18 protein-coding genes are annotated in these 22,605 nt (G+C 34.0%); 11 read left to right on the top strand and 7 right to left on the bottom strand.

The features are described 5' to 3' along the window. The first annotated feature begins 11 nt into the window (after positions 1–11). The 3 genes from Q5I06_RS03695 to Q5I06_RS03685 all read left to right on the top strand — a co-directional run bounded on the left by Q5I06_RS03695 (position 12) and on the right by Q5I06_RS03685 (position 2,321). Positions 12–851 (top strand): tetratricopeptide repeat protein, encoded by an 840-nt coding sequence (locus Q5I06_RS03695; protein WP_305516681.1) that lies wholly within the window; start codon positions 12–14, stop codon positions 849–851. A 93-nt stretch (positions 852–944) separates the two neighbouring features. Then, complete coding sequence (locus Q5I06_RS03690) at positions 945–1,994, top strand: YeiH family protein (RefSeq protein ID WP_305516679.1); 1,050 nt, start codon at positions 945–947, stop codon at positions 1,992–1,994. 12 nt (positions 1,995–2,006) lie between these two features. Beyond that, complete coding sequence (locus Q5I06_RS03685) at positions 2,007–2,321, top strand: thioredoxin family protein (protein WP_305516678.1); 315 nt, start codon at positions 2,007–2,009, stop codon at positions 2,319–2,321. Positions 2,322–2,345: 24 nt separating this feature from the next. Here the strand turns inward: Q5I06_RS03685 and Q5I06_RS03680 are convergent, their stop codons facing one another. Together Q5I06_RS03680 and Q5I06_RS03675 are read right to left on the bottom strand one after the other, a co-directional pair. Then, entirely contained in the window at positions 2,346–4,238 is a 1,893-nt protein-coding gene (locus tag Q5I06_RS03680) for a motility associated factor glycosyltransferase family protein (RefSeq protein WP_305516677.1), read from the bottom strand. 46 nt (positions 4,239–4,284) lie between these two features. After that, complete coding sequence (locus tag Q5I06_RS03675) at positions 4,285–5,829, bottom strand: flagellin B (protein WP_305516676.1); 1,545 nt, start codon at positions 5,827–5,829, stop codon at positions 4,285–4,287. Between the two features lie 121 nt (positions 5,830–5,950). Between Q5I06_RS03675 and topA the strand changes: the two genes are divergently transcribed. Together topA and Q5I06_RS03665 are read left to right on the top strand one after the other, a co-directional pair. Then, entirely contained in the window at positions 5,951–8,152 is a 2,202-nt protein-coding gene (gene topA / locus Q5I06_RS03670) for a type I DNA topoisomerase (RefSeq protein WP_305516675.1), read from the top strand. Next, positions 8,152–9,072, top strand: coding sequence for a radical SAM protein (locus tag Q5I06_RS03665; RefSeq protein WP_305516674.1), 921 nt, complete (start codon positions 8,152–8,154; stop codon positions 9,070–9,072). Before topA ends, Q5I06_RS03665 begins: the two co-directional genes overlap by 1 nt. Here Q5I06_RS03665 and Q5I06_RS03660 read toward each other — a convergent pair. The 3 genes from Q5I06_RS03660 to Q5I06_RS03650 all read right to left on the bottom strand — a co-directional run bounded on the left by Q5I06_RS03660 (position 9,069) and on the right by Q5I06_RS03650 (position 12,027). After that, positions 9,069–10,373, bottom strand: a complete 1,305-nt coding sequence (locus tag Q5I06_RS03660; RefSeq protein ID WP_305516673.1) for an NCS2 family permease — start codon at positions 10,371–10,373, stop codon at positions 9,069–9,071. The two genes, Q5I06_RS03665 and Q5I06_RS03660, sit on opposite strands and share 4 nt — an antisense overlap. A gap of 122 nt (positions 10,374–10,495) precedes the next feature. Continuing rightward, positions 10,496–11,530 carry an AI-2E family transporter gene (locus Q5I06_RS03655; protein ID WP_305516672.1) on the bottom strand — a complete coding sequence of 345 codons (1,035 nt, stop codon included), beginning with the start codon at positions 11,528–11,530 and terminating at the stop codon, positions 10,496–10,498. Next, positions 11,530–12,027, bottom strand: a complete 498-nt coding sequence (locus Q5I06_RS03650; protein WP_305516671.1) for a DinB family protein — start codon at positions 12,025–12,027, stop codon at positions 11,530–11,532. The genes Q5I06_RS03655 and Q5I06_RS03650 overlap by 1 nt, the downstream gene beginning before the upstream one ends. A gap of 107 nt (positions 12,028–12,134) precedes the next feature. Between Q5I06_RS03650 and dapF the strand changes: the two genes are divergently transcribed. Then, positions 12,135–12,926 carry a diaminopimelate epimerase gene (gene dapF, locus Q5I06_RS03645; RefSeq protein WP_305516670.1) on the top strand — a complete coding sequence of 264 codons (792 nt, stop codon included), beginning with the start codon at positions 12,135–12,137 and terminating at the stop codon, positions 12,924–12,926. Between the two features lie 82 nt (positions 12,927–13,008). Continuing rightward, positions 13,009–13,401 carry a DoxX family protein gene (locus Q5I06_RS03640; protein WP_305516669.1) on the top strand — a complete coding sequence of 131 codons (393 nt, stop codon included), beginning with the start codon at positions 13,009–13,011 and terminating at the stop codon, positions 13,399–13,401. 104 nt (positions 13,402–13,505) lie between these two features. Here Q5I06_RS03640 and Q5I06_RS03635 read toward each other — a convergent pair whose 3' ends face one another. After that, entirely contained in the window at positions 13,506–15,104 is a 1,599-nt protein-coding gene (locus Q5I06_RS03635; protein WP_305516668.1) for a bifunctional anthranilate synthase component II/anthranilate phosphoribosyltransferase, read from the bottom strand. A gap of 10 nt (positions 15,105–15,114) precedes the next feature. Further along, complete coding sequence (locus Q5I06_RS03630; protein WP_305516667.1) at positions 15,115–16,548, bottom strand: anthranilate synthase component I family protein; 1,434 nt, start codon at positions 16,546–16,548, stop codon at positions 15,115–15,117. Between the two features lie 182 nt (positions 16,549–16,730). Between Q5I06_RS03630 and Q5I06_RS03625 the strand changes: the two genes are divergently transcribed. From Q5I06_RS03625 to Q5I06_RS03610, 4 genes are all read left to right on the top strand, one after another. Further along, positions 16,731–18,092 carry a TolC family protein gene (locus Q5I06_RS03625; RefSeq protein ID WP_305516666.1) on the top strand — a complete coding sequence of 454 codons (1,362 nt, stop codon included), beginning with the start codon at positions 16,731–16,733 and terminating at the stop codon, positions 18,090–18,092. Positions 18,093–18,104: 12 nt separating this feature from the next. Continuing rightward, positions 18,105–18,806 carry an efflux RND transporter periplasmic adaptor subunit gene (locus tag Q5I06_RS03620; RefSeq protein WP_305516665.1) on the top strand — a complete coding sequence of 234 codons (702 nt, stop codon included), beginning with the start codon at positions 18,105–18,107 and terminating at the stop codon, positions 18,804–18,806. Continuing rightward, positions 18,806–21,880, top strand: a complete 3,075-nt coding sequence (locus Q5I06_RS03615) for an efflux RND transporter permease subunit (protein ID WP_305516664.1) — start codon at positions 18,806–18,808, stop codon at positions 21,878–21,880. Before Q5I06_RS03620 ends, Q5I06_RS03615 begins: the two co-directional genes overlap by 1 nt. A gap of 73 nt (positions 21,881–21,953) precedes the next feature. Further along, on the top strand, positions 21,954–22,565 hold the full coding sequence (locus tag Q5I06_RS03610) for an outer membrane beta-barrel protein (RefSeq protein ID WP_305516663.1): 612 nt from the start codon (positions 21,954–21,956) through the stop codon (positions 22,563–22,565). Positions 22,566–22,605 lie beyond the last annotated feature (40 nt).

Below are 22,605 nucleotides of genomic sequence, written 5' to 3'. Positions count from 1 at the left end.
AAAGGAAAAATATGAAGAAATTATTTTTTAGCCTATTGCTGCTAGGAGTGTTTTTTTATGGTTGTAGCGATCCTATCAAGCCTCAAAAGGGGGACACTCAAGAAATTTCAGATCTGAAATCAAACTGTGGTGCAGGGGATTTGGAAAGTTGTGCAAACTTAGGTGTTAAATACGCATTAGGTCAAGATATTAAAAAGGATTTAGGTGCTGCTAAGGATTTGTTTGAAAAGTCCTGCAAAGGTGATAATCCTACAGGTTGTTATAATATGGGTGTGATCGATAGAGATAAAAAAGATTACAAGCAAGCTATAAAAAAATTCCAGGATTCTTGTGACAAAAATTTTTCTCAGGCTTGTTATAGTGTGGGTGTAATGTATAAAAATGCTGAAGGAGTAGATCAAGATCTAGACAAGTCTGCAGAATTATTTTCTAAAGCCTGTGATCTTGATAACGCATATGGTTGCTTAGATGCTTGTGCGTTCTACAAAGATGATGCACAAGGGGATAGAGCATTGCCAATGTGCCAAAAAGCTTGTGAGCTTGGAAATGGTGCAGGATGTTTCAATGCAAGTGATTTGTATTTTACGAAATATAAAAACATTAAAAGCACTATTGCCTATTCTGAACGTGGATGTGAGCTTGGAGTGGGATTATCTTGTTCAAATTTAGGATTTTTGTATGCTGAGGGTAAGGCAATCCATCAGGATGTAAATAAGGCTATGGATTACTTTAAAAAAGCTTGTGATTTAGGCATTAAAGATGCTTGTGATAATTATGAAACACTCCAATCTCACTTGAATAAAAACTCTAAAAGTAATAAAAAAGACGTAGGGGATTCAAAGAAAAAATAGCTAAATTGTTTTGATAAAACCTTTTGAATTTAAGTTTATTTTTTATTAGTTTAAGTACAATGCCCGTTATTTTTATGTCTTAAAAGGTAAAAAATGTCAAATTTGAAAAAAACTCTTGTGGTGAATAGCTACTTTAACGGGCTTGTTTTGGTGGGGGCAATATCTTTTGCCGCCCTTTATTTTGCTAACCTTGACTTTGTTCAATCAATACATTTTTCCCCCTTGCTTATTGGCGTTGTTATTGGCACTCTGGCTTCTTCGATTTTTAGAAGAGCGAAAGAATCCACTGAATACGGAGTGAATTTCAGTGCAAAGAAACTGCTTAGATTTGGGATTATTTTGTATGGGTTTAATGTCACATTAACAGAGATACTGAGTGTGGGAATACATGGAATCATTATTTCAGTGATTGTTGTGGGGGTTATTTTTTCTTTAGGCACTTATATTGGTGTTAAATTTTTGGGATTGGATAGGGATATTTCTATGCTTGTGAGCGGGGGTAGTGCAGTTTGTGGTGCTGCAGCTGTTTTGGCATTAGAGTCTTCTATAAAATCAGAACCCTATAAGGGGGTTATTGCTGTTGGAACGGTAGTGATATTTGGCCTTATTGCGATGTTTTTATATCCTATACTATACAACATAGGAATAATACCTTTAAATCATACTCAAGAGGGTATTTATATTGGTGCAACTGTGCATGAAGTAGCAAATGTTGTAGGGGCTTCAAGCTCGATTTCTCCAGAAACCGAAAGTGTTGCTGTAACCATTAAAATGATTCGAGTGATTTTGCTCGTTCCTTTGTTGCTCATCGTTCCTTATCTTGTGAATCGCGATGGAAAATTAGGAGGTCGCAGAAAACTACATATTCCTTGGTTTGCCTTCGGATTTTTGGTTGCGGTGATTATAAACTCTTATCTTCCTAGACTTGTTCCCAATGTTCTTTCTGCAGATATGCTTGAAAACATTATCGTTGTGTTGCGTTATATTTGCAATGTTTCTTTGGTGTTTGCTATGGTTGCACTAGGACTTCAGGTTGATTTAAAAAAATTTGCTAGTTCTGGTGGGAAAGCATTTACTCTAGCGTTGATATTGTTCGTTATTCTAATCTGCGGTGGTTTTTTCTTGGTTAAATTTCTAATATAAGAAGGATAAAAAATGGTAGAACTTATCAACAGAGCAGGATTTGAAAAACAAACAGCACATGGAGCTGTTATTGTAGATTTTGGAGCGAATTGGTGCCCAGATTGTCGAAAAATAGAACCTATTTTAGAGGCACTTTCAAAAGACTATGAGGGCAAAGTGAAAATATATAAGATAAATATTGATGCTGAAGAAGAGTTAAAAGATGAGCTTGGAGTGAAACGGATTCCCACTTTGATGTTTTTCAAAGATGGTAAAGAGATTACAGAAAGGCTTGTGGAACCCGATAATAAACTTCCTATTGAAACGGCTTTGAAAAAATTACTCTAATTTATTGGGAGTATTCTTGATGGACTATTTTTTCCAGTCCATCATACCTTCCTTGACTATTTCAATTACACAATCCATTCCCCCTGCTAGACTAAAGAGCCAGTATTTGTGTAAATAAATCCATTCAATTTGTTTGGCTTGGGTTTGTAGTTCATCTTTGACATTTTTAACTAGAAGTTTTGCAATATCAAGTTCTTGATGAAAAATGTATGATTGGATCGCATCTACAAAATAATCGTTGAATTTTTTTTCATCAAATAGTTTTTTAATCTCGTCAATTTCATCTAAAAGCTTGGACAATTTTTTAAAATTTATTTTTTCTAAATTATTTTGCTCATTGAGTTTTTCAAGCTCTTCTGTGTATTTTGCAACCTTTAAAAATAGCTTCTCGACTCTATTTTTTTGCTTACTGCCATAAGAGATAATGTCTTCACATTTTTCTCTAGCTATTTGAATATTTTTCTCAATAACATTTTGTTCTGGATAGGTTAATTTGATGGAGGGTTTAGGAGAGGTCGTATCCACCATCTTGATAGCTTCTTGAAAACTCATTTCAGTTGTTCCATGTATTCTTGCACCACCTTCTGTAGCATTAATAATTTCAAGTCTATAGGGAGTTTGGGCGATATCTTTTTCAAAAAATTCTAAGAACAATTTCCAAACTTGTGTGGTTTCTACCTCTCCTCCCCCTCCATATTTTTCTGTAAATAATTTTTCATTTTCTGGTTTTGGCTTGATTTCATCACTTCCATACAAAGCATTTTGAGCATGAGAGCTACCATCATCCCCAAAAGCAAGATCTTGACCGATGATAATACATCTTTTAAATCTTGAATGCACTACAAGTTCATAAGCCATGTTTGCAGCACTCATACCAATTCCTAAATAGCCATATTCATGAAATCCAAATAAATTAGTATATCCAAATGGACGAAAACTGAATTGCTTGATACCTTTTGTTATGGACTCTTTAAGTCTTTTATGAACAATAGAGGTGATGGCAAATACAACACCTTCTTGAGCTTCCTCTGGGGTGTCATAATAAAATCGAGCAGTTGCTTCTACGCGTTCAAGAGAGAGCACTACATCGGGTTTGATGCCATTTTTATGCAGAATAGGAAAGGATGCGTCAATGCAAAATATAGTTACGAAAGGAGCTATTATTTTGAGAGTTTCAAGTTGTTTGCTAAGGCTTGGGCCTGTAGAGACTATGATAGCGGTATCACGATTTTTAAGATTACCAACTAAATTTATGAGTGTGGGAGAAGACAGAGCATCAGGGAGATTTTGTATATGCTGCTTGATGCCTGTTATGGCATCTCTTGTGTCATTGCCTATACTAATAACGCCATGTTCAATTGCCTTGATAAAAAACTGATTGAGCTTAAGTATCTCATCTTGATAGACTTCATAGTAAGGATTAAAGATATGTAAGTCATATACTTTTGAATAAATCTTAGATTTCTTATCCATTTCAAAAAGTGAATTAATAAGATGGTAAGTGCAAAGTTTTGAATACAGAAATATTACCCTATCACTCAAGATTTCTTGTTCAAAATCCACTAGATTAAAAACGATAAATAATATTTCTATCTCAGGTTCAATAACAACAATGCGTTTGAGCTGAGAGTTTCCTAAAAGCAATCGATAAAATATTCCATTTCCTAAGCCATAAAAATACAAATATGGATAATGCACATAAGCGGAAAAATCAGCCACTTTTTGCATGGTTTCTTCAAGTGGCTTACCTATAAATAAAGGAGTGTTAGAACTTTTGTGTATGATATTAAAATTTGCAGGATCTTTGTCCATAAAAACATCAAATTTTTCATTGGGTTTGATGTTTGCCAAAGAAATGGCTAGAAGGGGGTCTTTGATTTTTAAGGCATTGAAATTTTTTTCATAAATATTTTGCATAGCTAACCTTGAAAAATAGAGGGAATAACACCCTCTTTAAGAGGAGTTATTGGAGGAGTCTTAGAACGTTTTGTTGAACGGCATTTGCTTGAGCCATCGCAAAACTTCCACTTTGTGCCAAAATATTATATTTTGAGAAGTTTGCAGATTCTTGTGCAAAATCCACATCTCTGATTTGAGATTCAGCAGCTTTTACATTCACCTGAGTAACAGAAACATTGTTGATAGTTGCAACTAGTTGGATTTGAACAGAACCTATATCTGCACGAACCTTGTCTAATTGAGTTCTAGCAGAATCTGCCATATCCATTACCACCATAGCACCTTTGATACTTGTAACTCCAGCACCCATTCCTCTCCAGTTAAGATCTGCTTGAGCAACGTTTGCATTAGCCCCAGAAGCAGAGGTTACATTCGCGTCAAAAACACCTCTGATAGCTCGAAGATTTACAGTATATTCTGAAACGCCTTGTGCGGAATGTAGACCAATATGGCTAAAATTCACACCGCTTATAATAATATCTCTAGCATCTGTTCTTGTAAGTGTTAGTCTTCCTACAATTGCGTGGTTAAATCCTGATATACCAACGAAGTTTCCTCCACCAAAGACTTGACCACTAGCACTATTTGCGTGGATTGAAATAGCCCTTCCATCATTTGATTTTAGATTTATTCTTCCTGTGATATCCAAAAATGCTTCTACGCCCGTTTGATCTTTTACCGAATTGACCGCATTCATCAATCTGCCATCTGCGTCATTTTTACGAACATCGTTGATAGTTCCAATCGTCACGCCATTGATAACAAGTCCTCTAATGGTTCCTGATTGCACTGGCGTACCACCTGTTGCCATAACATTATAAGAGGCTCGTACGCCAAGCTTGTTTGAAAATCTATTGATAATTTCGCTCAATGCACCGATTCCAGTTCCAGCAGATGTTGAAATTTTGGCAGTTTCTATTTGGTAGTCATTTACTCCATCAACCTGCCTAAAATTCAATGCAACTTCGGTAAGATTTCCTCCAGCAGCAGAAGCTTGCATTCCTGTGCCATCAAACGAAGATGTTTCCATTCTAATATGTCCGATTTTATCTGAGCTTGTTGGACCAATGGAGGCTTTTACGGTTGTATTGGAATATGCCCCGATTTGAAATTCTTTGTTTGAAAAGCTTCCAGATAGCATTTGCTGACCATTAAAACTTGTAGTGTTTGCAATATTGTCCAGCTCTTCTAGAAGTCTTTGAATGTCACTTTGGAGTGCCTTTCTAGATTCTAGGGTTTGACCATCTTGTGCAGCTTGAATCGCTTTAGTTTTAATGGTATCTAAGATTTTGATTTGTTCATCCATTGCTTTATCAGCAACCTGTATCATACCAATAGCATCATTCGCATTTTTAACTGCTTGTCCTAAGCTTTCGCTTTGACTTCTAAGGCTATCGGCAATGGCCATACCAGAGGAGTCATCAGCGGCTTTATTGATACGAAGTCCAGAACTGAGCTTTTCCAAAGAACCTGCTAAGTCTCTGTTATTTTGTACGCCTACTGCGTGTGCGGTAAGTGCCGCTATATTTGTATTGATCCTAAAACTCATAATCGCATCCTTTGCTATTTGTTTTGACCAATGTAAGCAATAGGTGTTCCAAAAATATTTTCTAGTAAAAAAACAAAAATGTGTTAGAATTATCAAAAACATCAAATAATAAAGAGAAATAATGAAAGATCTAATCATCGTAGAATCTCCAGCCAAAGCAAAAACAATTAAGAATTTTTTAAATAATGATTTTGAGGTGATTGCTTCAAAAGGTCATATAAGGGATCTTCCAAAGTCTAATTTCGGAATTAAAATAGAAGCGGAAAGTTTCACTCCTGAATATAAAATCGATAAAGATCACAAAGAAATTGTAGCAAAAATCAAAACATTGGCAAAGAAGGCAAAGACTACCTATATAGCGACCGATGAAGATAGGGAAGGAGAAGCGATAGGTTTTCACATCACTCAAGCTATTGGCAAGGATGTAGATACTTTTCCTCGTATTATTTTTCATGAAATTACAAAAACAGCTATTGAAAATGCCTTAAAATCTCCAAGAAAAATCGATATGGATAGAGTCAATGCACAACAAGCTCGAAGACTCCTAGATAGAATAGTGGGTTTTAAGCTTAGTGGTCTAATTTCAAATAAAATAAGCAGAGGGCTAAGTGCTGGGAGGGTGCAGAGTGCTGCTCTAAAGATTATCTTAGATAGAGAAAGGGAGATTAGAGCTTTTGTGCCTGTTGATTATTACACTATTGATGCTGTTTTTGGAGATGGGATACAAGCTGAACTTAGTGTATATGATGGCAATAAAATTAAAAAACAGAGCATTACAGACAAGGTTTTCTCTCAAGAAATATTAGAAACTCTCAAGGCTAGTTCTTATAAGGTTGGTGAAATTGCAAAAAAACCAAAAAAATCTCCAACACCCCCACCATTTATGACTTCTACACTACAACAAAGTGCTTCAAATATTTTGGGTTATTCTCCTACAAGAACAATGAGCATAGCTCAAAAGCTTTATGAGGGGGTTGAAACTAATAATGGGGCGATGGGAATTATCACCTATATGAGGACAGATAGTCTTAATATCGCCAAAGAGGCCCAGAAATCTGCTCGTGAGAGAATCCTCAAACAATTTGGAGAAAAATATGTTCCTCCAAAACCAAAAAACTATACAACAAAAAATAAATCTGCACAAGAAGCACACGAAGCAATACGGCCTACAGATATTGCTTTTACGCCAGATATTGCGAAATCTTATCTCAAGCCTGAAGAACACAAACTTTATTCTCTTATTTATAATCGCTTTTTGGCTTCGCAGATGGAAGATGCTATTTTTGAAAGTCAGAGTATTGTTTTTGTATGTGACAAAGGTGAATTCAAAGCCAGCGGAAGAAAGCTTATTTTTGATGGATATTATAAACTCTTGGGTGATGAGGATAAAGATAAATTATTACCTGAACTTAAAACTGGTTCTAGTATAACTTTGGAATCTATTCAAAATAATAAACATACTACAGAGCCTCCAGCTAGATATTCTGAAGCTTCATTGATAAAAACTTTGGAGGGATTAGGTATTGGAAGACCTAGCACCTATGCTCCTACGGTTTCACTTTTGCAAAATCGTGAGTATATTGTTATTGAAAAAAAGCAGATTATTCCACAAGAAAGTGCATTTAAGGTTATTAAAATGTTAGAAGAACATTTTAATGAAATTGTTGATTGTAAATTCAGTGCTTCTTTGGAAGATAAGCTAGATGAGATAGCTCAAAGCAAAGAAGACTGGCAGAAAGTATTGTGGGAATTTTATGAACCTTTTATGAAAAAAATCTCTGAAGGCAAGCTCAATATTACTTCTCAAAAAGTTATTATTCCAACAGGTGAATTTTGTCCAAAATGTGGTGAAGAACTTGTAAAAAGAAGTGGCAGATATGGAGAGTTTATCGCTTGTAGCGGGTATCCTAAGTGTAAATATATCAAGCCAGATGAGAGTAGTAGCAGTAATGCTGAAGAAACATCTGAAGTTTGTGAAAAATGTGGAAAACCTATGGTTAAAAAAATTGGGAAAAATGGAGAGTTTATCGCTTGTAGTGGGTATCCTAAGTGTAAAAATACTAAATCCTTAAAAACTCCTTCTAATTCATCTAAGCCCTTGGATGTAAAATGTCCTGAATGTGGTGGAGATATATTGCTTAGAAAAAGTCGTAGAGGATCTTTTTATGGTTGTGCAAACTATCCAAATTGTAAGTTTATTTCTAATCACGAACCTATTGATGTAAAATGTCCTGAATGTGGCTATATGATGAGTGATAGAACCTATAGAGGTAAGCATATTCACGAATGTATCAAATGCAAACATAAGATTGAAGTGGATTGATGCATAAAATTATATTTGGACCTGTTGTTTCTAGGAGATTTGGAATTTCTTTAGGGGTTGATTTATCTCCTAGTGGTAAGCAGTGCAATTTTGATTGTCTTTATTGTGAATTGATCGGGAAAAAAGCACAAGATCAAATGCAAGAAATTTTAAAATTAGAAGATCTTGTTCAAAGTGTTCAGTTAGCTCTCTTAGAACATCCTAAAATTGATGTCTTGACTATTACTGCAAATGGAGAGCCTACACTTTATCCATTTTTATATGAATTTATGAGTATCCTTAAACCTATGATTCCAAAAAATATTTCTACACTTATTTTAAGCAATGGTTCTAGATTTGGTGTTCCTAGTGTTCAGAAGGCTTTAGCATTATTTGATATCGTAAAATTTTCTTTAGATGCTGCAGATGAAGATAGCTTTAAACGTGTGGATAGACCCTATAGAAGCATTAATTTAAAAGATTTATTGGCAGGTATTAAGGATTTTTCATCTAAATATCAAGGCGAATTGGTTGCTGAGATACTGCTTGTAAATAATATCAATGATGGAGCTAAAAATATCGAAGCTTTAGTAGAATTTTTAAAAGATATACGGGTAGATAGAATTGATTTAGGGAGTGTAGATAGGCCTCCTGCGTATAATGTAGAGGCGATTGGCTTTGATAGACTTGCTCAAATAGCCAAACAATTTGAAGGAATGTTTGTTTCTTTGCCCCATCGAAAAAGTTCGATTCCTTTGATACATCAAAATTACTCTAGGGAAGATCTTGTGGAGTTTATATCCAGAAGACCTGTAAGTGTGAATGAATCTGAAAGTCTTTTTGATTCTCAGACTTTAGTTGTTTTAAAAGAACTTTATACAGATGGCATATTAAAAATAAAAAAAGTAGCCAATCTTGAATTTTATACAACAAAGTCCTAATTTTGGAAGATAAAGGGTATTAAGCTAATAACAAATAAAATAATTACTCCAGGATTTATTCTCTTCCATTGCTTTTTAAAAGCACACATTAAAACATAAACAATAAATCCACTTGCTAATCCTGTTGTAATTGAGGAACTCAGAGGCATTAAAATAATTGTAAAAAAACTTGCTACACAAATAGGTAAATCCGAAAAATCAATATGCCTGATTTCTGCAAACATCAACGCTCCTACCACGATCAAAGTGGGATAAATAGCATAATCAGGAATAGCACTGAATATGGGTAATAAAAACAATGTTAGGCCAAAGAGTACCGCGGTAAAAATGGCTGTTAGGCCAGTTCTTCCGCCTACTGCAACCCCTGCTGAGCTTTCTAAAAAAGCTGTTGTTGTAGATACTCCAAACATTGCTCCTGCAGTTGTGGCTATCGCATCGGCTTGAAGAGTTTTTTCAAGTTTTTTGTCTTTTCCGCTAACATCTTGAAACATTTTTGCTTTTGCCCCAACTCCAGCAAGAGTCCCTAAAGAATCAAATAAATCTGTAATAAGCAATGCAATGATCGCTGGTATAAGAGCAACATTCATTATTCCTACCAAGTCAAACTTCATCGCGATGCTTGAAATAGAAGATGGAGAGGAAAATATTTCAGATGGCAATGACGAATATCCTAATATCCAAGAAATTGCTGAACAGAGTAATATTCCAATGATGAAAGCACCTTGAATTTTAAGAGTATGCAACAATAGCATGACAATAACTCCAAAAATACCAATAAGAATATGAGGTGAAGAAATATTTCCTAATGTCATCAGCCCAGATGAGGTGATAGTAATAAAACCTAGAGATTTAAATCCTATGGTTGCAATAAACGCTCCAAGTCCTGCACACAGGGCAAATCTTAGATCTTTAGGAATGCTCTGCATAATCCAAACCCTAATACGAGTGAAAGAAATAATAATAAATATTACCCCTGATAAAAAAACCGCACCTAACCCTTGCTGCCAACTCAAACCCATACCTTGAACGAGTCCATAGGTGAAATATGCAACCAAACCCATCCCTACACTCATAGCTACGGGGGTATTTGCCCACAGTCCAGTTAGTAGCGTTGCCAATGCAGTTACCAATGAAATAACAGTAATCAGTTCGTTTTTTGGCATACCCGCTTCAGATAGAATTTGTGAGCCTACAGGAATAATATAAAGCATTGTTAGAAATATTGTAAATCCTGCCAAAGCTTCTGTTTTAATATTTGTGTGGTTTTGATCAAGTTGAAAATACTTTTGTAAAAACTTCATTAGCCCCTCTTTTTCAAGTAGATTGTATTATGGAAAAACAGACCAATTGTAAAATATTTTTTCATAAAAACATATAAAATCTAAAGTAATAGTAAGAATAATTCAGGAAAAAACATTCAATCCTAATTTTTATAAGAAAAATTATTTTGATACAACCTTAAGAGTGCTATAAAAAATGCAGTGATAGTGGGTCCTACGACAATTCCCCAAAATCCAAAGGTAGAAATACCAGCTAAAATCGAGAAAAAAATTAATATTTCGCTGATCTGAATAGGGGTTTTTAGGATTTTTTGTTTGATGATAGTGATAATAATTGGTTTAATGAGATTATCAATCACAAAACTTATAAATACCAAAGAATAAATTCCAATAAATACAGCCCCTGTTATATTGCCCAAATAAATTTCATAACCAACTATAGGTATCCACAAAAGTGCTCCCCCAACTATGGGTATCAAGGAAGCTAGTCCATATAGCACTCCAAGTAAAAATCCATCATAACCAAACCACATCACAGCAATTCCAAAAGCAAGTCCCTGTAACAAAACATTGATAATGGAAGTTAAAAACACAATGTGCAAAACGCCATTTATTTCTTCAAAAACAGCCTGGCTCTCAGATTTTTGAAAAGGTAAAAGCTTGATGGCGTAATCATACATTTTGCGTCCATAATAAAAGAAGAAAAACAAAAATACTACAATGAATCCTGTGTTCATAACAAAATTTAGACTGTATTTTCCAATATAACTACTAAATTTAAGTGCGTAGGTCATCATTCCATCTACAGAAATATTTGATAAAACTTTATTTAAACTTGAGTTTAGAGATGGAAAATCGACAAATGTATTAGAGGTAAAATTTCTTAATTTTTCGATAAACATTTGAAAACTATGAGGTTCTAAATGCCTCAAAAAATCGATACTTTGGTGTATAACAAAATAAAGAGGCAAAATAAAAAATGTCAAAAGGACAAACACGCACAAAAAAGATGTGATGAAATTATTTTTGATATATTTTTCAAAAAAATGTTTGAGCCAATAACTAGCTACACACAAAAGTCCTGCTATTAAAAGGTTCATCAAAAAATCTTGATATAAATATCCCATCCAATAAAGACTGACAACAAAAACAACCCAAAAAAAGTATATAGGACGCACTAGATTGCTAACATTCCGTTGAAATCATTTTCTATTTTAAGAATATCAAGGGCTGCTGAAATCTGTCCTCTATGATGAATGTCATGAGTAAGTACTGATAGAAGAATTTGATAAGTTGGTTTTTGAAATGTTATACCCGGAAATTCTAATGTTTCTATTTGCGTGAAATCAGATTCTTTTTCAATAAGGGCAATCATAAAATCATCAATTTTGGTTCTGTATTCAAACATTTTTTCCATTGTTTTATATTCTGGTTTTAGTTGCATATTTGAGTCAATGATAGAGACGATGGCACTCCCATCAAGCTCTTTTGAGCTATATCTACCACAAATATGGGCTCCTAATGTCAGAGTGTGCTCAAAAAGACCTGCTATGGATTTGAAATACAATCCCATATCTTTTTCAAAAATTTCCTTACCGCATTTTTTTAAGCACTCCATCATTTTTTCGTTTGAAACTTTGTTGTATTTCATCTCTAATTTCATTATTTCTTTCATCTGAAACCTTTTTACTTTTTTTTAAGATTATAGCTTGATTGCTTTAACTATAGTCTATTTTGTGTTAAAATTTACGGTTCAGTCAAAATAAACACTAAAGGAACACAATGGTGGTGCATAAATATTGTGCAAGTGGTAATGACTTTTTGATAATCAATGCTTTTAGACATGAAGATAGATCTCAATTAGCAAAAGAACTTTGCGATAGACATAATGGAATTGGTGCAGATGGGCTTGTAGTTGTTTTGCCTCATTCAAGCTATGCTTATGAATGGGAGTTTTATAATTCTGATGGAAGCAGAGCAAAAATGTGTGGAAATGCTAGTAGATGTGTGTGTTATTATGCTTATAGCAACTCTCTTGCTCTTGCTTCTCACACCTTTTTTACTGAAGCAGGAGAAATCAAAGCTTATTTCAATGGTGCTGTAGAATCTGATGGTATTGGAAAATTCGCAAATATTCAGACCAATCTAGGAAAATACACCTTTATAGAAGAGTTAAGCTTGGATATTCACCCTTATGGACAAAAGTGGTATCTTCTTGATACGGGTGTTCCGCATTTGGTTCATTTTGTGAGGACTTTTGAGGAACTTCCTAAAACAAAAAATCAAACACTCTGTGATTTGCGTCAAAAATATGATGCAAATGTCAATATAGCTTATATTAGAGATAATACAACCATATATCTTAGTACTTACGAAAGAGGAGTAGAGGATATTACCTTAGCTTGTGGGACGGGAATGGCTGCTGTTTTTGCCATGGGAGTTCGTCATTATAATATTTCTAAAAAATGCATACTTATTCCCCCCAGCACAGAGAGATTGGATTTGGAGTTAGAAGATGGGGAAATATTATTTGGTGGAAGGGTTCGTTTTATAGGTGTTTGCGTTGTCGATTGAATAATGCCTAATGAGCATAATTGTGATTTTTGGAATACTTCTTGATATAATATTGTTTGCAATAAATACTAAAGGATAAAAAATGTTATCAGATATAGGAAAACTAATACTCAGGCTAAATATCGGAGGAATGATGTTGTTTCATGGCATTTATAAAGCAATGTATGGAATTGAAGGCGTAAAGGGTATGATTGAAACGATCGGGATACCTGGAATTGTAGCTTATGGAGTTTATATTGGAGAGATTTTAGCTCCGATTATGCTTATTATCGGATTTCAAGTTAGAATCGCTTCTGTGATACTTATTTTAAATATGCTAGTGGCAATTTTTGCTGTTACAGGCGGAAATATTTTTGGAATCAATCAAATGGGTGGATGGATTATTGAACCCCAAGCATTTTATCTTTTTGGGGCTTTGGCAATTATCTTTTTAGGATCAGGAAGATTTGCTTTAGATATCAAAAAAGCGAAATAGAAAAAGGGGATTTTGATCCCCGCTATTGCTAAAAACACTTTAGAATTAATGTTTAAAATCTATAATTTATAGTTTAATGTAACACAAGCAAAATTGTAGAAACTTTAAATCACACAGTGACTGATTTTCTTGAATTCTTCTAATATCTCAAATACTTTTTTGCTTTTCAAAGTTTCTTTTATTTGCATATATCCATCTTTGATAGAGTTTGCCAAACCATACATATATAAGGCTGCTCCAGCATTTAAGCATACTAAGTCATTTTTTACTGAAGGAATGTTATTGAAAATATCTAAAGTGATTTGTTTGTTTGTATCTGCATCCCCACCTCTTAACATGCTATATGGAACATAATCAAGTCCTACTTCCAAAGGAGTAAAATCATAACTTAAGATTTTCCCATCTTTGAGTTCGGTTATTTTGGTTGGTGCAGATAGTGAAATTTCATCATATTCGTCAAATCCACTCACTATCATAGCTCGTTTTATTCCTAAGATATTGAGAGCTTCGGCCATTATCTCTGTATAGTTTTTGTTAAAAACGCCTATGAATTGATGCGTTACAGCTGCTGGATTTGCTAGAGGACCAATAAGATTAAAAGCAGTTTTAAAACCTAGAGATTTTCTAGCGTTACTTGCAAAGGCTAGTGCAGAGTGAAATTTGGTTGCAAATAAAAAAGTGATTCCAAGTTTTTTATAGCATTCAATACAGTTTTCTACACTCATATTAATATTGATCCCAAGTTTTTCAAGTAAGTCTGCCGATCCTGATTGGCTTGTGATAGCTCTATTGCCGTGTTTGATAATATTTACTCCTCTAGCAGCTAGAATCAATGAAGAAGTTGTCGAAACATTGAAAGTTTTATTCGGACTGCCTCCAGTTCCCACGATGTCTAGACGTTTTTCTCCATCTATGGGAAGAGGGAAGGAAATAGCTTTTTTCTTTAATATGCTTGCAAATCCGGCGAGTTCTTCAGCTTTAATACCCTTGATTTCTAATGAAGTGAATAAAGAGCCAATTTGTGCATCGCTCATATTTCCTTCTGTGAGTTCATCCATGATATTATAAGCTTCTTGAAAGTCCATATCTAAAAGATTGAGAGCTTTTTTTAAATAAGTTTTGATAGGTATGGTTTCTCTTCTATAGTGTAAAAAATTTAATATCATTTTTTCACCCTCATTTGTTCCTATAGATTCAGGGTGAAATTGAAGTCCAATGAGTTGGTAACTTTTGTGTTCAACAGCCATCACCTCTCCATCGTGCGTTTTAGCTGAGATTTCAAAAAAATCTGGAATATCATCACTTTTTGCTGCCAAAGAATGATAGCGGACAATAGGTGTGTTGGGTGAAATATTTCTAAAAATACCTTTTGAATTATGTTCAAGAGGTTCTATTTTTCCATGAACAATGTGTTTTGCATTTACAATGGGCACATCAAATGCCGCGAGTATAGCTTGATGTCCTAAACAGATTCCTAAAATAGGATAGATGCCTTTTAATTCCTGAACAATCTTAATTGATATACCTGCTTCTTGTGGCGTCTTAGGACCTGGTCCTATTATAATGTACTGCGGATTTATTTGTTTGATTTCTTCAATGCTTATTTTGTCATTTCTAATAACCTTGATAGGGTGGTTAAATTTTGAAAACATTTGGTAGATGTTAAATGTAAAAGAATCATAATTATCGATCAATAAAATCATAGCAAACCTTTCAGATCTGTTTTTGAGTGATGGCTTCTATTAAGGCGAGCATTTTATTTTTTGTCTCTAAATATTCACTTTCAGATTCAGAGTCATATACAATACCCCCTCCAGATTGCAAGTAATAAATACCATTTTGATAAACCGCACTTCGAATGCTTATTGCACTATCAAGATTACCATTTCTATCAAAATACCCCACAAGTCCAGAATAAACACCTCTTTTATGTGGCTCTAGTTTGTAAATAGTTTTTATTGCCTGTATTTTCGGAGCTCCACTCACGGTTCCAGCCGGGAAGGTTGCATAAATAGCATCTTTTGAGCTATATCTTTGTGTATCTAACTTTGCTTTTACCTCAGAGACGATATGCATCACTTTGGAGTATTTTTCTATTCTTTTAAATTCCACAACCTCTACACTTCCAGCAATAGCTATTTTTCCCAGATCGTTTCTGCCTAAATCTACAAGCATAAGATGCTCAGCATTTTCTTTTTCATCTGCTAGGAGTTCATTTTGAAGTTTATTGTCTTTCGCGATGGTTTCTCCTCTAGGGCGAGTTCCAGCTATAGGTCTTAATGTGAGAGTTGAATCTTGAGATTTTACCATTACTTCTGGAGAAGCTCCTAAAATCTTAAAATCATTAAAATCAAAATAAAACATATAAGGACTAGGGTTTTTATGCCTCAAATTGCGATATGCACTAAGAGGAGGAAGATCTGTTTTGATTTGCATACTTTGTGAGGGAACACATTGAAGTAAGTTTCCTGCATAGATTTCTTTTTTGATGTATTCTACAGCTTGAATATAATATTCGTGTTTATCCTCAGAGATAGTTTGAGCAGTATATGTTTTCTCTGGAAATGGGTTTGGCTTTAAAAAATGTAGTTTTTCTACTATCTGCGAAACTCTGTTTTGCAAGTCAAAAGTTTGAGTTTCTTTTGCATATGAAATACCAAATATATATGCTTCATCATAGAGATGGTCAAAGATCAAAAAATCCCTTCCAAAAATAAATGCACACTCATATGTATCGACAATAGCAGGTTTATCTAAGGAGATATCTTCAATTTCTTCAAAAAATTCATAACCCAAATAACCTATCCCTCCTAGTGGTAATGGAATATTTTCTAGTTCTTTTGGTTTTATCGGGGCTAGATTTCTAAAAAACTCTAGCCAGTCTAAGAATTTTTTATCTTCATCAATTTCTTTGAGATCAAGTTCAAAGTCAGCTTGTTTTAAAAAATATCTACCCTTTTGTTTTACAACCATAAATGCACTTTCAAGCATCATTAGAGAATAACGTTCTTTACCAGTTTCTTGATAAGCAGATTCAAGCAAAACCTTTGCCTGAATATTTTCCAATACTAGTAGGGGTGTAAAACTATCAGATATTATTTTTTCCACGATGATTTTTGCAGGTTGTTTGGAATCAAAATCAAACATAAAAACTCCCATTCATATATAGTCCTCACATTATACATTAAATATTTCAAGAAGAACGCTACCATAAGCTCGAATAAAAAATGATTGTATATACAACTAATTTACATTATGTTGCTATACTTCACATTTAAAATGTAGAATTTCACGAAAGCTTTCAGCATTTAAAACTATTAGGAGAGTAAATGAGATACATTAGTGTGTTTGTTTTGGCTATTTTGTCGTTTTCTAATTTATTTGGGGATGATACACAAAATAGTCAAAACGATAAAACATTGGATTTGAGTGTAACGAGCAATTATAAAGATGCTAGCATATATTCAGAGATTCAAAAAATGAGTAGTAACTCTTCACATTCCATCGGTCTTCAAGATCTTCTTAAGGGTGCTGATACGAACTATTCTCTTCAATCAAAGATGTTAACAGTTGAGCAATCTAAGAAAAATCATACAATTGCACAAATTAGTTTTTTGCCTACACTTAATTTGGACTATACCTTCCAGAATAATAATAGAGATACTATCCAGTATAAAAATTATAACACGCAAACATTTGATGCTAAATTGAATTTAGATCTTTTTAGTGGATTTAGCACTGTTAATTCTATCAAAGAAAAATCCGCAACTTATCGTTCAAGTGTAGCTGATATGGAATATACTAGACAAAATATCTATTTACAGGTGATTCAGCAGTACTATCAATATTTTGATAACCTTTCTCAGTTGCTTTCGCTTAAAAGAAAACTTGAGCAAATCAACTCTGATATATCTAGGGTTTCTAAGCTTTATGAACAAGGTCTTACAACTATTGATGATTTGGAATCCTTGAAAGCACAAGGATCGTTGAGCGAATATCAGATTTCTGACATCAAACTTTCTATAGAGCAGAATAAATTGATGCTTGAGTATCTTACTAACCTTAATTTTGATGCACTTAAGAGAGATGATATTGCCAATCCTGTTTATGAGATAAAAGAACGCAAAGATCTGATTTCTTTAAAAGAACAGATTAATGCCTCCATTTATCAAAATAAACAACTCAATTATTATCCAACCGTGTCATTTTTTGATACTTATACCTATAATATTCAATTACCGCAATATATTTTGGCAAATCCGCTCTTGGCACCTACTTTTCCGCAAGGTCAAAATATTCTTGGTTTGACGGTGAGTTTGAAGCTTTTTGATGATGTGGGACTGACATTGCAAAAGCAGTATATGAAATTAGGTCAGCTTGCAAATGAAAAAAACCTCCTATACAAACAAGCTGAACAAAAAAAAGATGAAAAACTCTATCGTAAATCACTAGAGATTGCTAAGGCAAAAATTGCTTCATCTGAAGCAAGTCTAAAATCAGCAACGATTTCTTATTTGAATATCAAGAAAAAATATGATGCACAATTAGTTAATTTTACAGACTATTTACAAGCCTTGAGTACGAAATTTGACGCAGAAGCAACGTATAATGCGAGTTTAAATAATTATGAATTGCAAAAAGCTAACTATATTTTCTACAGTGGCCAAAAAATACAAGACTACATAAAGTAAGGAGAAAGAAGAATGAAGTTTAAATTTTTGATAGCGGCTCTTTTGAGCTTTTCAATATTGTGGGGAGATGATGTTTATGCTATTTTTGATGTAGAAGCAGTTAGAGATTCAAATCTTACTTTGGATAGTTCAGGAATAGTTTCAGAGATGTGGGTTGATGTTGATAGTGTTGTCAAGAAAGATGACAAGCTTTTGTCTTTGGCCAACAAAGATAAAATTGCACAAGCTGATTCTATCAAACAACAATATCTTTTTGCCAAAAAGCAATATGAAAGATATTCTAAAACAGGTACTGCTATAGATAAAAATACACTTGATAATTATTATTTTAACTACAAGAAGCTACAAGCAGATTATGCGTACTATACATCCTTACTTGATAAAAGTATCCTAAAAGCTCCTTTTGATGGAGTGATCGCAGAGAGAAAGATTAACTTGGGGGATGGTGTGAGTGCCAATAGCACTACATTATTTCGTTTAGTAAGTCATCAGAAAAAAATAGTCTTACAATATGATTCAAAATACATTGATAAAGTCAAAGTTGGAGATGAATTTGAATATTCTGTTGATGGAAATGGACAGAAGAAAGTCGCCAAAATTACAAAGATTTATCCAACCATTGATGATACTACTAGAAAAGTTACAGCCGAAGCAACTGCTAGTGATGATATGGTTCCGGGTATTTTTGGTGATGGATATATAAGGAATAAATAATGTATAAATTTGCCATAACTCGTCCAATCACAACTTTGATGTTTGCATTAGCAATCATCTTTTTTGGAATAATGGGTCTGAAGAAAATTCCAACAGCTTTGTTTCCAGATATAGACTTTCCTATTATTATGGTCAGCACTTCCTATCCGGGTGCGAGTGCAGATGTTATAGAAAGTAAGGTAACTGACAAGATAGAAGAAGCTGTAATGGGGATTGATGGTATCAAAAAGGTTACTTCTAATAGTGCAAGAAATATCAGTTTGGTTATTATTGAGTTTCAATTAGAAAAGCCTATCGATGAAGCATTGAATGATGTTATTAATAAAGTTTCATCTGTTAGTTTTGATGATCCTAATATCAATCAACCTTCCATGGATAAATTTGACACTAATGGACAGGCTATTATTTCTTTATTTGTGAGTAGTGACAAAATACCGATTCCAAACTTAATGAAACATTCTGAAAATATCATAAAACCAATGTTGCAAAAGATATATGGAGTTGGAGGTGTGCAACTTAATGGTTATCGTGAGCGTCAAATTAGAATTTATGCTGATCCTACGCTTATGAACAAATATGGTATCACTTATGCTGATTTGTGGAATACACTTGGATCAGAGAACCTTGAAGTTGATGGTGGTAGGATTGTAAATGGACAGAAAGACTTTTCTATTCTTACTGATGCTAATAGTTACAAAATTGATCAAGTTGCCAACATTCGAGTTGCAAGTAATGTAAAATTAAGTGATATTGCCGTGATTGAAGATGGCATTGAAGAAGATACGACTTATGCTGCATTCGGAGATAAGCCAGGTGTTATTTTTGAAGTTCAAAAAATATCTGGTGCAAATGAAGTTGATATAGCTGATGGGGTATATAAAGAACTTCCTCTTATTAAGGCTGCAAGTCCAGGCTATGAGATAAAACCATTTTTAGATACAACAGAGTATATTCGTTCTTCTATCAAAGACATTGAATTTGACTTGATGTTAGGAGGTATTCTTGCTGTTTCTGTTGTATTTTTATTTTTGAGAAATTTTACAATTACTATCGTTTCTGCTATCAGTATTCCCATATCAGTAATGGGTACATTTGCATTGGTTCAAATGATGGGATATTCTTTGAATATGCTTACTATGGTCGCACTCACGCTTTCTATTGGTATTATCATTGATGATGCCATTGTTGTTATTGAGAATATTCACAAGAAGCTAGAGGCAGGTATGACCAAACGTGAGGCTGCATATGAAGGAGTGCGGGAGATAGGGTTCGCCATCATTGCTATTTCCGCGATGTTGCTCTCTGTGTTTATCCCCGTAGGTAATATGACAGGGATTGTTGGAAGATTTTTCCAGAGCTTTGGAGTAACCGTCGCTCTTGCAATTGCTATTTCTTATGTGGTGGTTATTACCATTATTCCTATGGTAAGTTCTTTGATAGTTAATCCAAAACAATCACGTTTTTATCATTGGAGTGAGCCGTTTTTCAAAGGAATGGAAAATGTGTATATGAAGATACTCCAAAAAGTATTGAACAACAAAATTATAATCATTGTCTTAGTATTTGCAGTATTTTTTGGTTCCATTTTTGTCGCTGGTAAGTTGGGAACGGATTTTATGCTCAAGGAGGATAGGGGACAGTTTTATGTTTGGATTCAAACTAAGCCTGGAATCAGTATTTATGATATGCAAAGAAGAACTGTAGATTTTCAAAAAGAGATACAAAAGCGTCCAGATGTTGATTTTACGACTATTCAAGTTGGATATGGCAAAATACAAAGTGTATTTAAATCAAAAATTTATGTAAAACTTAAACCTGAAAAAGAACGTAAAAAAGGTCAGTTTGAGATTATGGATGAAGTACGAAAGACCCTTAATGCAATGCCTGAAGCAAAGGTAATGACTTCCATTATTCCATCTGAAGTGCCGCTTATTGGTGGAGGAGATAACTCTTCATTCCAAGCTTATATTTTTGCACCTACTGAAAAGTTAGTAGATGAAAGTGTGGCAAAATTGCGTGATTTTCTACTTAATAGCCCAGAACTTAAGGGAAAATTTGGAAATTACCATACAAGCACATCAGATATGCAGCCTCAATATCAACTCACTGTTTTGAGACAAAATGCAAATAAGTATGGCATCACTGCTCAAGACATAGGAAAGGTTGTAAATGCAGCTTTTTCTGGAGAAAATCAAGCTGCGTATTTTAAGGAAAATGGAAAAGAATATTATATTACCATCAGAGTTCCTGATAATAAAAGAGTTTCAGTTGAAGATATTAAACGTCTTCAGATTAAAAACAAAGATGGTAAATTGATGTTTCTAGACGGTCTTGTTGATATAAAAGAAGATCTCACTCCTTCTAATATTACTCGCTATGATAGACAAAGAAGCGTAACTGTATATGGCGATCCAATAAAGGGTTCAGGAGTTTCGCTTGGAGATGTTCTTAAACTTGTAACTTCTAAGTCTTCAGAGTGGTTATCACCAGGTGCAAGTATTGCTTTTGGTGGAGATGCTGATAACTTGGCTGAAACAGGTCAGGCGTTTGGAGTTGCTGTTGCTACGGCGTTTATTTTGATTTATCTGATTTTGGCAGCACTTTATGAATCTCTTTTAGAGCCACTTATTATTATGATTACAATGCCATTGAGTTTTTCGGGTGCATTTTTTGCACTCGGACTTGTTGGGCAACCTTTGAGTATGTTTTCTATGATGGGTCTGATATTACTCATTGGTATGGTGGGTAAAAATGCTACCTTACTTATTGATGTTGCAAATGAAAAACGAAAAGAAGGGAATAATGTATATCAAGCAATCATACTCGCTGGGGAATCTAGACTTCGTCCTATTCTTATGACGACAATAGCGATGGTTTGCGGTATGCTACCTCTAGCTATTGCTACTGGAGATGGTTCTGCAATGAAATCCCCAATTGGTATTGCTATGACAGGTGGTTTGATCGTATCCATGCTTCTAAGCTTGTTAATTGTTCCGGTTTTTTATTGTCTTTTGGCTCCTCTTGATGATCGCATTAAGAAGTTCTATAAACCAAAAGAAGGAGATAAGTTTTAAATACCCATGCTAAAATCATGGGTATTTTTTTAAAAATTCAGTATAATAAATAAATTTTTATCTAGAGTTGGAAATGAAAAAAACTTTATCTATTTTCTTTATCACCTTTGTAAGTATCTTTTGTACTTTGAGTGCAGAAGATAAGAATTCTTCGCCACAAGAAGATGAACAAAAAAATTTTATTTTCGTTGGTGGAGGCTTTGGAGCCTCAGAGGTGGCCAAGGTTATTGGTGGTAAAAAAGATGATGCAAATTCTTATAAGGCTTTTGCTTGGGATATACGAGGTGGCTATGAGTATATGCCTATAAAATATGTTGGTTTAAGAACTTATCTTGATTATATGATGTCTATAAAACCCTCAGGATTGGACACTGTTACTTCTTCACTTTTTAGTTTAAATCTAGATGTTTTGGCAAATTTCTTTTATTATAAAGGTAATGCTGTTGGTGTTTATGGTGGAGTTGGTTTTGGATATTTTCAACATTCAAATGTTGTTCAAACAACAGAAGAGGACAAGGCTTTTGTGTTGGGTTATGCAAATTTATTGAATTTTGGAATCAGTGGGACTTTTGATCAAGTTCATTTTGTTGAACTAGGAGCAAAGATACCTTTATACACTTATGGAAAAGAATCAAACTCCTATCAAGATAGTTATGTATTTGTTTCATATTCATACTTATTTTAATATTTAATTGAAAATTTCTATAGCCTTTTAATAATTTTAC

This window comes from Helicobacter cappadocius, assembly GCF_030688855.1.
Lineage (GTDB): Bacteria > Campylobacterota > Campylobacteria > Campylobacterales > Helicobacteraceae > Helicobacter_J > Helicobacter_J cappadocius.
Note: the sequence above shows the minus strand (reverse complement) of the source record. Positions and strands in the feature narration are given on the sequence as shown.

Bases quoted from the DNA above. Each gene is read 5' to 3' on its own strand.
- Q5I06_RS03685 (WP_305516678.1), top strand. From the start codon at position 2,007: ATGGTAGAACTTATCAACAGAGCAGGATTTGAAAAACAAACAGCACAT.
- Q5I06_RS03610 (WP_305516663.1), top strand. From the start codon at position 21,954: ATGAAAAAAACTTTATCTATTTTCTTTATCACCTTTGTAAGTATCTTT.
- Q5I06_RS03680 (WP_305516677.1), bottom strand. From the start codon at position 4,238: ATGCAAAATATTTATGAAAAAAATTTCAATGCCTTAAAAATCAAAGAC.
- Q5I06_RS03615 (WP_305516664.1), top strand. From the start codon at position 18,806: ATGTATAAATTTGCCATAACTCGTCCAATCACAACTTTGATGTTTGCA.
- Q5I06_RS03630 (WP_305516667.1), bottom strand. From the start codon at position 16,548: ATGTTTGATTTTGATTCCAAACAACCTGCAAAAATCATCGTGGAAAAA.
- Q5I06_RS03695 (WP_305516681.1), top strand. From the start codon at position 12: ATGAAGAAATTATTTTTTAGCCTATTGCTGCTAGGAGTGTTTTTTTAT.
- Q5I06_RS03675 (WP_305516676.1), bottom strand. From the start codon at position 5,829: ATGAGTTTTAGGATCAATACAAATATAGCGGCACTTACCGCACACGCA.
- Q5I06_RS03620 (WP_305516665.1), top strand. From the start codon at position 18,105: ATGAAGTTTAAATTTTTGATAGCGGCTCTTTTGAGCTTTTCAATATTG.
- Q5I06_RS03650 (WP_305516671.1), bottom strand. From the start codon at position 12,027: ATGAAAGAAATAATGAAATTAGAGATGAAATACAACAAAGTTTCAAAC.
- Q5I06_RS03660 (WP_305516673.1), bottom strand. From the start codon at position 10,373: ATGAAGTTTTTACAAAAGTATTTTCAACTTGATCAAAACCACACAAAT.
- Q5I06_RS03665 (WP_305516674.1), top strand. From the start codon at position 8,152: ATGCATAAAATTATATTTGGACCTGTTGTTTCTAGGAGATTTGGAATT.
- Q5I06_RS03690 (WP_305516679.1), top strand. From the start codon at position 945: ATGTCAAATTTGAAAAAAACTCTTGTGGTGAATAGCTACTTTAACGGG.
- Q5I06_RS03640 (WP_305516669.1), top strand. From the start codon at position 13,009: ATGTTATCAGATATAGGAAAACTAATACTCAGGCTAAATATCGGAGGA.
- Q5I06_RS03635 (WP_305516668.1), bottom strand. From the start codon at position 15,104: ATGATTTTATTGATCGATAATTATGATTCTTTTACATTTAACATCTAC.
- dapF (WP_305516670.1), top strand. From the start codon at position 12,135: ATGGTGGTGCATAAATATTGTGCAAGTGGTAATGACTTTTTGATAATC.
- topA (WP_305516675.1), top strand. From the start codon at position 5,951: ATGAAAGATCTAATCATCGTAGAATCTCCAGCCAAAGCAAAAACAATT.
- Q5I06_RS03625 (WP_305516666.1), top strand. From the start codon at position 16,731: ATGAGATACATTAGTGTGTTTGTTTTGGCTATTTTGTCGTTTTCTAAT.